General features: G+C 70.7%; 11 protein-coding genes. 4 read left to right on the top strand and 7 right to left on the bottom strand.

What is annotated here, in order from left to right; translation table 11 throughout:
- Positions 1-303: 303 nt before the first annotated feature.
- Both QN357_RS15935 and QN357_RS15930 read left to right on the top strand, forming a co-directional pair.
- Entirely contained in the window at positions 304-1,524 is a 1,221-nt protein-coding gene (locus QN357_RS15935; protein ID WP_323505184.1) for a PrsW family intramembrane metalloprotease, read from the top strand.
- 211 nt (positions 1,525-1,735) lie between these two features.
- Positions 1,736-2,107 (top strand): FKBP-type peptidyl-prolyl cis-trans isomerase, encoded by a 372-nt coding sequence (locus tag QN357_RS15930; protein ID WP_166788266.1) that lies wholly within the window; start codon positions 1,736-1,738, stop codon positions 2,105-2,107.
- A 33-nt stretch (positions 2,108-2,140) separates the two neighbouring features.
- Here QN357_RS15930 and QN357_RS15925 read toward each other — a convergent pair whose 3' ends face one another.
- Positions 2,141-2,425 (bottom strand): DUF167 domain-containing protein, encoded by a 285-nt coding sequence (locus QN357_RS15925; RefSeq protein ID WP_241975325.1) that lies wholly within the window; start codon positions 2,423-2,425, stop codon positions 2,141-2,143.
- Positions 2,426-2,492: 67 nt separating this feature from the next.
- Here QN357_RS15925 and QN357_RS15920 point away from each other — a divergent pair, with 67 nt between their 5' ends.
- The gene (locus tag QN357_RS15920) at positions 2,493-2,900 is read left to right on the top strand and encodes a hypothetical protein (protein ID WP_134449574.1); all 408 of its coding nucleotides are present in this window, start codon (positions 2,493-2,495) and stop codon (positions 2,898-2,900) included.
- Positions 2,901-2,928: 28 nt separating this feature from the next.
- Here QN357_RS15920 and QN357_RS15915 read toward each other — a convergent pair whose 3' ends face one another.
- The 4 genes from QN357_RS15915 to QN357_RS15900 form a co-directional block, all read right to left on the bottom strand.
- Positions 2,929-3,774 carry an SDR family oxidoreductase gene (locus QN357_RS15915; RefSeq protein ID WP_134558836.1) on the bottom strand — a complete coding sequence of 282 codons (846 nt, stop codon included), beginning with the start codon at positions 3,772-3,774 and terminating at the stop codon, positions 2,929-2,931.
- A complete protein-coding gene (locus QN357_RS15910) occupies positions 3,774-4,199 on the bottom strand; it encodes a pyridoxamine 5'-phosphate oxidase family protein (protein WP_134449576.1) in 426 nt (141 codons plus the stop codon). The genes QN357_RS15915 and QN357_RS15910 overlap by 1 nt, the downstream gene beginning before the upstream one ends.
- Before the next feature lie 153 nt (positions 4,200-4,352).
- The gene (locus tag QN357_RS15905) at positions 4,353-4,622 is read right to left on the bottom strand and encodes a protealysin inhibitor emfourin (protein ID WP_134449577.1); all 270 of its coding nucleotides are present in this window, start codon (positions 4,620-4,622) and stop codon (positions 4,353-4,355) included.
- Positions 4,619-5,719: a M4 family metallopeptidase gene (locus QN357_RS15900; protein ID WP_134561035.1), complete on the bottom strand. Its 1,101-nt coding sequence runs from the start codon at positions 5,717-5,719 to the stop codon at positions 4,619-4,621. The genes QN357_RS15905 and QN357_RS15900 overlap by 4 nt, the downstream gene beginning before the upstream one ends.
- A 107-nt stretch (positions 5,720-5,826) precedes the next feature.
- On the opposite strand from QN357_RS15900, the gene QN357_RS15895 reads away from it, so the two are divergent.
- Positions 5,827-6,720: an LLM class flavin-dependent oxidoreductase gene (locus tag QN357_RS15895; protein ID WP_134563920.1), complete on the top strand. Its 894-nt coding sequence runs from the start codon at positions 5,827-5,829 to the stop codon at positions 6,718-6,720.
- Between the two features lie 108 nt (positions 6,721-6,828).
- On the opposite strand, the gene QN357_RS15890 is transcribed toward QN357_RS15895, so the two are convergent.
- Both QN357_RS15890 and QN357_RS15885 read right to left on the bottom strand, forming a co-directional pair.
- Positions 6,829-7,860, bottom strand: a complete 1,032-nt coding sequence (locus tag QN357_RS15890) for a uroporphyrinogen-III synthase (RefSeq protein WP_241984937.1) — start codon at positions 7,858-7,860, stop codon at positions 6,829-6,831.
- A 163-nt stretch (positions 7,861-8,023) separates the two neighbouring features.
- On the bottom strand, positions 8,024-8,555 hold a 532-nt coding region (locus QN357_RS15885), incomplete at its 5' end, for a uroporphyrinogen-III C-methyltransferase (RefSeq protein WP_323505183.1).

Raw genomic sequence — 8,555 nt, 5'->3', positions numbered from 1 at the left:
GAGCTCATCGCTCGGTACCGTTCGGCGAAGACCGGGTCGGCGAGGCGGTCGTCGCCGCGCTCTGCGACGCCGGAGCGGCCGGTCGTTCCGGATCGGCCGGGCGTGCGTCTCGTGGCGTCGGAAGGGTTCACCCCTCCAGCCTGCCATTCCCGACCCGACGTCGGTAGCGGAATTCGGACATCGCGCGCCCGCCCGACGGCCTCCCACGAACCCGGCACAAGCCCCGCGCGGGACCGCGTGGTCTGTCCGCGACCCCCGAATGCGGTCAGAACCGCAACCGCCCCGCCCGGTATCCTGTGGGTCATGACGCCTGAGCCCGCACCCGGTTCCGCCGCCCCACTCCTCGGCGGGCCGGTGACGCCCGTCGCCCCGGTGTGGACCGCTCCCGTGCGCCGTACCCCGGGCGGCCTGATCGCACTGACGATCATCGGGCTCGTCTTCGGGAGCCTGGCGCTCCTGCTCGTCCTCGTCTACCTCTCCACGTTCCTCGGTCCGTCCGCCCTCGTGCTCTGCCTCCTGCTCGCCCTCGTGCCCCTCACCGGCATCCTGCTCGTGGTGCGCTGGATCGATCGCTGGGAGCCGGAACCCCGACCCGCGCTCTGGTTCGCGTTCCTCTGGGGAGCCGGCATCTCCGTCGTCACGGCCCTCGTCTTCGACTTCGGCGTGCAGCTCGCGCTCGCCGCGGCGGGGAGCTCCCGCGCCGGCTCGGAGGCGGGCGGCGCGGGCTCGGGCACGGATGCGTTCGCCGCCGTGCTGCAGGCGCCCCTCGTCGAGGAGGGCGCGAAGGGCGTCGGGATCCTGGTGCTGTTCCTCGTGCTCCGGCGCACGTTCGACGGGCCCGTCGACGGCATCGTCTATGCGGCGACGATCGCGGCCGGTTTCGCGTTCTCCGAGAACATCCAGTACTTCGGCGTGGCCATGCTCGAGAGCGGTGCAGACGGGCTCGGTTTCACGTTCCTCGTCCGCGGGGTCTTCTCGCCGTTCGCCCACGTCACGTTCACCGCGTGCACCGGGATCGCGTTCGGCATCGTGAGCCGGCGCAGGGCCGGCGGTGCGCTCGGCCGGGTCCTCATCGTTCTCGCCGGATTCGCGCTCGCGGTCGCCCTGCACGGCCTCTGGAACGGCGCCGCCTACCTGCTCACGAACGACTCCGCGCTTCTCTTCTACTACCTGCTCGTGCAGCTCCCGCTCTTCATCGGGTACATCGTCGCCGTCGTGCTGCTCCGGCGCCAGGAGGAAAAGATCACCGTCGCCAGGCTCGGCGAGTACGCGGTGGCCGGCTGGTTCACGTCCAGGGAAGTCTCGATGCTCGCGACAGGACCCGGGCGGCGGCAGGCGCGCGCCTGGGCCGCCCGGCAGCCACGGGAACGTCGCCTCGCGATGCGCCTGTTCATCGCCGAGGCGACCCGGCTCGCCTTCGCCAGGCAGCGGATGCTGAACGGCACCGCCGACCGGGTCGCCCGCGCCGACGAGGCCGAGCTTCTCGCTCTCGTCCAGGCGCACCGGGCGGTCGTGATCGGCTGAGGCCCGGCATCCGCTCTCAGAGGGCTGATGCCGCCCGCGGCCGGTCGACCCGCGGCCGGTTAACGAGTGAACTCGTCATCCGGTGGCGTGGCACTGCCGACGACTCTCCCGGATGACGAGTTCCTGCTGATATCGTGCGCCCTCCGGTGCCGTTCGCGCAAGGGGTAATTTCCAGCGTGCATGATGCCGGGAAATCCGATTGGATGGGTGCATGACTGATCTGAACACCAAGCCCGAACTCGACGCACCGGAGGGCCCAGCGCCCACGGAGCTCACCATTACCGACATCGTGGTTGGCGAGGGCGCCGAGGCGACCGCCGGCGCGACCGTCGACGTGCACTACCTCGGCGTCGAATACGACACCGGCGACGAATTCGACTCCTCGTGGAGCCGTGGCCAGTCGATCAATTTCCCGCTGCGCTCGCTCATCGCGGGCTGGCAGCAGGGCATCCCCGGCATGAAGGTCGGCGGGCGTCGCAAGCTCGTCGTGCCGCCGCATCTGGCGTACGGGCCCGCCGGCGGAGGACACCGCCTCTCCGGCCAGACCCTCATCTTCGTGATCGACCTGCGCGGCGTCAGCTAGGCCGCGCACTCACCCGCAACCCGTGCGCATCGATCACGACTCGTGGTCGATGCGCACGTGTTTAACCCGCGAGGTGTGTCCGCGCACGATCGTGACGGCGCTCTTCGAGACGGCGAAGTGCTTCGCGAGCAGCTTGACGAGGGCGTCGTTGGCGGCGCCCTCGACGGCCCGCTGCTGCAGGTAGACCGTGAGCGAGGCATCCGTCGGCGCGCTCGTCGCCGCGGGAGTGCCGAGGGAGTCCGGGTCGTCGACGGCGACGAGCGGGCCCTTGCGGCTGCCGGGCTTGACGTGCACCGTCAGGTTCACGGTTCGGGTCACGGACTGCCTCCTGAAAACTCTTCCTTTCAACGCTAGTGGTCTGCGATCGTCCGGACGAGAATGTCCCATGATCTCAATCGACTGCGCACGTGCCCTCGAAGCCGCCGGACTGGCCTGGCGGCCCGCCTCAGGCGACGCGTTCCGGATCGAAAGGGCCGGCTTCGACGTCGAGGTGTTCACGGTCAGCGAGATGACCATCGAACCGCATGAATTCGACACCGGCACCATCCTCGGCTTCAACGGCACGACCGAGTGGGCACTCGACTCGCTCGCCCTCGAGGACGCCCTCTGGCTCCCCCGGGAGGACCAGCTCCGGGAGATGCTCGGGGGTGCATTCCACTCCCTCGAGCGGCTCGGCGACGACGCCTATCGGGTCACCGCGCTGCTCGCCGGGGTGCTCGAGGCCGTCGAGGCGACCGACGCGGCGGATGCCTACGGGCTGGCGGTGCTCCGCCTCCTGCGCCTCAGCCGCTAGTCGAGCCTGCTGCCCGTCGAGCCTGCTGCTAATCGAGCCAGGCCGTGGTCATGCGCTGCACTGCTGAGCCGTCGGCATCGGCGAGTTTGACGCCGACGAACGCGCGCGCCGCGTCGGAGGTCTGCACCCGGAACGGCGGACGCTCGCCGTCGAGCAGCGCGGCGACGAAGGCCCCGGCGCTCTCCGCAGACTGCGCGGCACTGAATGACTGCGCGGCCCTGGCGAGGTACCCCGCTAGGGCGGATGCGTACGGATCGTTCGGCGGACTGGCGCGCGGGTCGAGGCCGACGTTGTCGACGAACGACGATGCGACCGCGCCGGGTTCGACGACCGTGACCGTGACACCGGCGGTCGCCGCGACGGGGGCGAGGCTCTCCATGAATCCCTCGACCGCGAATTTCGCCGCACAGTACGCCTCGCTGAACGGCTGGCCGACGACGCCGCCGACGCTCGTGACGGTGATCAGCCGGCCGCGGCTCTGCCGAAGGTGCGGCAGCGCCGCGCGGGTGACGCTCACGACACCGAAGAAATTGACCTCCATGACCGCGCGCACGACGTCGAGGCCCTCGTTCTCGATGGTGCCGACGTGGCCGGCCCCTGCGTTGTTCACCAGGGCGTCGATCCGGCCGTACCGGTCGAGCATGTGCGCGATGACCTCGGTGATCGACGCGGGCTCCGTCACGTCGAGGCGGCGGATGTCGAGGTTCACGCCCGCCGTTTCGCCCGCGCTGCGGAGGGCGCGGGCTCCCTCGAGGGTGCGCATGGTCGCGACGACGGTGTGTCCTGCGCGGGCGGCCGCGACCGCGGCCTGGAGCCCGATGCCCGAGGAGGTCCCGGTGACCAGGACGGTGCCGGGGACGGCCGGGCCGCTCATCAGTACCGTTCGGGTTCTGGTCCGAGCTGGAATCGGCGGCCGCTCACCGTCTCGGGAATGATCTCCACGTAGATGTACTTGAGCGTCGGGATGAGCGGGCGCAACGGCAGCTGGTCGGCGGCATCGATGTCGGTCTGCTGTTCCAGCACCCGTGCGTGGCCCCTCGCGACGACGCTCCAGGCCTCGTCGCGTCCGATTCCGTCCGTCTCGAAGGCGACCTTGTTGTTGACGGTGAGTTCGAGGAGCTTAGTTCCCTCCGCGGTGCGGAAGACCAGACGCCGGTCGGCGGCGACGAAGTTGACCGGGTAGATGTCCGGTTCGCCCGCGATGCTGAGGGCGAGGCGACCGAAGCTCGAGGAGATCAGGAGGTCCCAGCATTCCTCATCGTCGAGGACATGCACCGGATACAGGTCGTTGGTTTCCATGGTTCATATTCCCACGCAACCGGGTGCTCCGCCACCACCCTCCGCTGTCGACGTGAACTCACGGCAGACCCGAATGTCCCGGTCGGGCCGCACCGCCTCGAAACCGGGCCGACGCGACCCCCCGCGCGCAGCCGGTGCAGGGCCGTCCGGGCCTCAGTCGCGGTCGTGCGTGGTGCGCACCCGGTCGACGAGCTGCCGCCACGGGCCGGAGAGGTCCGGTTCCGCGAGCACGACTTCGTGGGGGGCGCACCGGATGCGGTACACGTAGCGGTCCGGTTCCGGCGCCCTCTCGACGACGTCGTCCCAGGGCAGGGACGCGAGAAAATCGGTCCACGCCGCCGCGTCGGCCTGCTCGTCGACCTGGACCTCCCAGGTGACCCGCACTCCGGCGATGCCACCGCTTCGCGAAACGATGACCTTCATGCCCGCGATGTTACTCCGCCGAGTCCCTTCCCGAGCCCGACACCACTCCAGCCGGCCACGACAGCGCTGTGCTCGCGGGAGCCGGGGCCGAATCGCCTGGTCGCGGCCGTCACGGTTGCGCGGGCGAACCCGGAGAAGTCGACGCGGGGCCGCAGCGTTCCGCTCGTGAGCGTGTCGTACCAGATCCGGCCGGCGCCCTCCCACGCGTTTCCGCCCAGCTCGGCGGCCACGAGGTAGAACGCCCGGTTCGGGATACCCGAGTTCAGGTGCACGCCTCCGTTGTCGTCCACGGAATCGACGTAGCCGCTCATGTCCGACGGTTGCGGGTCCATACCGAGCACGTCGTCGTTGTACGCCGTTCCCGGCGCCTTGAGCGAGCGCAGCGCCGCGCCCTGGACCTGGTCGGTGAAGAGGCCGGCACCGATCAGCCAGCTCGCCTCTGCGACGGACTGCCCGAGGGCGAACTGCTCGACGAGCGACCCGAACACGTCGGACACGGATTCGTTGAGGGCCCCCGACTGTCCCTCATAGGCGAGGTTGGCGCTGAACTGGGTGACCCCGTGGGTGAGCTCGTGGCCGATCACCGTCAGTGACGCCGTGAACCGGTTGAACACCTCGCCGTCGCCGTCGCCGAAGACCATCCGCTCGCCGTCCCAGAAGGCGTTGTCGTAGTTGCGGCCGTAGTGCACACTCGCCTCGAGGGGCAGTCCATGGCCGTCGATCGAGTCGTGCCCGAACCCGGTCCAGAACAGGGCATGGGTGTGGCCGAGGCCGTCCCAGGCCTCGTTCACCGCGACATCACCGACGGGGGCCTGGACCTTCGACCGCACCAGGCGACCGGGCAGGCGTTCGAGGCCGCCGGCATCCGAAACGGCCCTGTCGAGCTCACCGGGAGTGGCTGCCCCGCCGCGGGCGGCCGGGTGCACGGTCGGCGGATGCGTCGTGCTCCGTCGCTCGCGCAGCGGCGCGTCCCGCAGGAGCGAGTGCCTCGCCGCGTCAGCGGCGGCCGCGTACCGCGGGTCGTCGAGTCTCGCGAGCCGAACCAGGAGGTACGGCGGAACGATGGCGCATCGGATCCCATGCTCTCTGCTGCTCATGGCTCGAGTGTGTCACTGAGCGCAGACAAACGCACGGGTTCCGCGCCCCCGGCTGTGGAGAACACCGGGTCCGGGGGCCGAACAGAACACGCTCCTAGACTGTGACCATGCGCTACGGAATCGTCATCCTCCCCCAGGACCCCTGGCCGGAAGCCTCCCGCAAGTGGCGGGGCGCCGAACGTCTCGGCTTCGACCACGGCTGGACCTACGATCACCTGTCCTGGCGCAGCCTCGCCGACGAACCGTGGCACGCCACGATCCCGACGCTGACCGCTGCCGCACTCGTGACGCGTGACCTGCGGCTCGGGACCTTCGTCTCGAACCCGAACTTCCGGCATCCGGTGCCCTTCGCCAAGGAACTCGCGACACTCGATGAGCTGTCCGGCGGGCGGTTCCTGCTCGGCGTCGGATCGGGCGGCACCGGCTTCGACGCCACCGTGCTCGGCCAGCGGGCATACACCGGGCCGGAGCGGCACGCGCGGTTCACCGAATTCGTCACCCTGCTCGACCTGCTGCTCCGCGGGGAACCGGAGGGCAGCACGGCCGGCATCGACTTCACCGGCGACTGGTACACCGCCGTCGGCGCACGCATGGTCGGCGCGCCGACCCAGGCGCCCCGGCTCCCGTTCGTGATCGCGGCGAACGGGCCGAAGGGGCTTCGCCTCGCGGCGACCCACGGCACCGGCTGGGTGACGACGGGTCCCGACGGCGCGACCGGTGACGCCTGGTGGACGAAGGTCGCCGCGCTCGCCGAGCGCCTCGACGACGCGGCGGATGCCGTCGGCCGCGATCCTCGCTCGATCGACCGGTACCTCAACCTCGACAGCGGTGGCGGCTACTCCCTGCAGAGCGTGGGAGCCTTCGACGACGCCGTCGGCCGGGCCGAAGAACTCGGCTTCACCGACGTGATCAGCCACTGGCCGCGTGCCTCCGGTATCTACGCCGGCTCGGAGGACGTGCTCGAGGCCGTCGCCGCCGCCCGGATGCAGCCCAGCCCCTGACCCCCGGTGTGTTCCGAATTCAGGAGTTGAGCCGTTTTCGGCACGATTCCGGTCTGATTCTGTCCCGGAACGCGCTCAACTCCGGAATTCGGAACGAGGGAGGGCGGGTCAGACGTCGATGCGGTAGCCGCGCTTGATCACCGTCGCGACGAGGCCCGGCTCGGGGAGCGCCTGGCGCAGCCGGCTGATCGCGACGTCGACGGCGTGGTCGTCCTGCATCTCGGGCAGCGTCGCGGTGAGGCTCGCCCGGGAGGTGACCGTTCCGCCGGCGGCGAGCAGCACGCGCAGCAGCGTCAGTGAGCTCGGCGGCAGAGTGGTTTGGGCGCCGGCGAGGGAGAACAGCCGGCCGCGAAGCTCGACGGGCCCGAACCGGGTGTCGAGGCGCAGCACCCGCTGCTGCTCGAGGTGGTCGCAGACGAGCTTGATCAGCGCGCCCATCCGGAACCGCTCCGGCACGATCGGTGCCAGCCCGGCGGCGAGCAGGGGGCCGGCGGTGACGGGGCCGACGGCCGCGGCGACGACGGTCTCACTGAACGCGTCCTGCAGCTCCTCCAGACGGCCGATCGAGTCGGCGACGCCGAACAGGGCCATCACGGCAGGGGCGCTTGTGAAGGTGACCGCGTCGACGCCGCCCGCGCAGATCAGGTCGACGAGCCGCAGCACCCGTGCGGAGTCCTCCGGGAGCAGCCAGCGGTAGGGCGCGACGGTCAGCACCGTCGCGCCGGCGGCGACGAGGCGCTCGAGCTGGGGCTGGTCGGTGAAGCCGTGCAGCTGCACCGCGATCGTCTTCCCGGCGGCGCCGTCCCGCAGCACGTAGTCGACGAGGGACTTGGTGGTCTCCTCGTCGCTCATCCCGTCGTCGTCGAGGCCTGCCGCCCGCACGGCGCCGCGCGCCTTCGGGCCGCGCACGAGGATGCTGGAGTGCGCGAGGGTGTCGGTGAGTTCGTGGCCGACACCCGCGGCATCCGCCGCCTCGAACCAGCGCCGGATGCCGTACGAGGTCGTCGCAAGGAGGATGTCGGGCCGGGCGGCGATGATCGTCAGGGTGTCGCTCGTGATGCGGGCGTCGTCCGCCGCGGCCGCGATGCGGATGGCGGGCGCGTGGACGACCTCGGCGCCGCGGCGTTCGAAGGCGGCGATGAGGTCCTCGGAGCGCCGATCGCTCGTGACGGCGATGCGGAAGCCCTCGAGCTGGTCTGCGCGGAACCCGGGCTGGCTTGCTTCGGCGCTCGTGTCGTTGACGGTGTCTCCGGCTCGTTGGATGGTGGCAGGTGGCTGGGGGAAGCGGGGCGGATGTCCCCGGTCAGTGCTCGGCGTTCAGTGCGTGCTCGGCGTTGCCCGCGATGGCCTGCAACAGCTCCTCGCTGGCGGCGTCGTCGTGCTGGGACAATCGTACGACCTCACCGATCACGAGGACGGCGGGGGAGCGGGCGCCGAGTTTCGCGGCGAGCGGGGTGATCGTGTCGAGCCGGGCCTTCGTGGTGCGCTGGCGGGAAGAGAAGCCCTGCTCGATGATCGCGACGGGCATGTCTGTCCGCATCCCGTGGCGGGCGAGCCCCGCTGTGAGGTGCGGCAGGGTCCCGACGCCCATCAGGACCACGATCGTGCCGCCGAGCCCGGCGAGGTGGGCGAGCTCGTTCTCGCTGAGCGGCGCGTGGCCGGAGAGCACGGTGAAGACCCGGCTGAGTTCCCGGTGGGTGACCGGGATGCCCGCGGCGGCCGGCACCGAGATCGCGCTCGTGACCCCGGAGATGACGGTGACCGGCACGCCGGCCTCGCGGCACGCGAGTACCTCCTCGCCGCCGCGCCCGAACACGAACGGGTCGCCGCCCTTG

It is taken from the genome of Cryobacterium sp. RTC2.1, from assembly GCF_035018685.1.
Lineage (GTDB): Bacteria > Actinomycetota > Actinomycetes > Actinomycetales > Microbacteriaceae > Cryobacterium > Cryobacterium glucosi.
The sequence above is the reverse complement of the archived record's forward strand: the minus strand, read 5'-3'. Positions and strand labels throughout refer to the sequence as shown.

Bases quoted from the DNA above. Each gene is read 5' to 3' on its own strand.
- QN357_RS15935 (WP_323505184.1), top strand. From the start codon at position 304: ATGACGCCTGAGCCCGCACCCGGTTCCGCCGCCCCACTCCTCGGCGGG.
- QN357_RS15930 (WP_166788266.1), top strand. From the start codon at position 1,736: ATGACTGATCTGAACACCAAGCCCGAACTCGACGCACCGGAGGGCCCA.
- QN357_RS15920 (WP_134449574.1), top strand. From the start codon at position 2,493: ATGATCTCAATCGACTGCGCACGTGCCCTCGAAGCCGCCGGACTGGCC.
- QN357_RS15915 (WP_134558836.1), bottom strand. From the start codon at position 3,774: ATGAGCGGCCCGGCCGTCCCCGGCACCGTCCTGGTCACCGGGACCTCC.
- QN357_RS15910 (WP_134449576.1), bottom strand. From the start codon at position 4,199: ATGGAAACCAACGACCTGTATCCGGTGCATGTCCTCGACGATGAGGAA.
- QN357_RS15905 (WP_134449577.1), bottom strand. From the start codon at position 4,622: ATGAAGGTCATCGTTTCGCGAAGCGGTGGCATCGCCGGAGTGCGGGTC.
- QN357_RS15900 (WP_134561035.1), bottom strand. From the start codon at position 5,719: ATGAGCAGCAGAGAGCATGGGATCCGATGCGCCATCGTTCCGCCGTAC.
- QN357_RS15895 (WP_134563920.1), top strand. From the start codon at position 5,827: ATGCGCTACGGAATCGTCATCCTCCCCCAGGACCCCTGGCCGGAAGCC.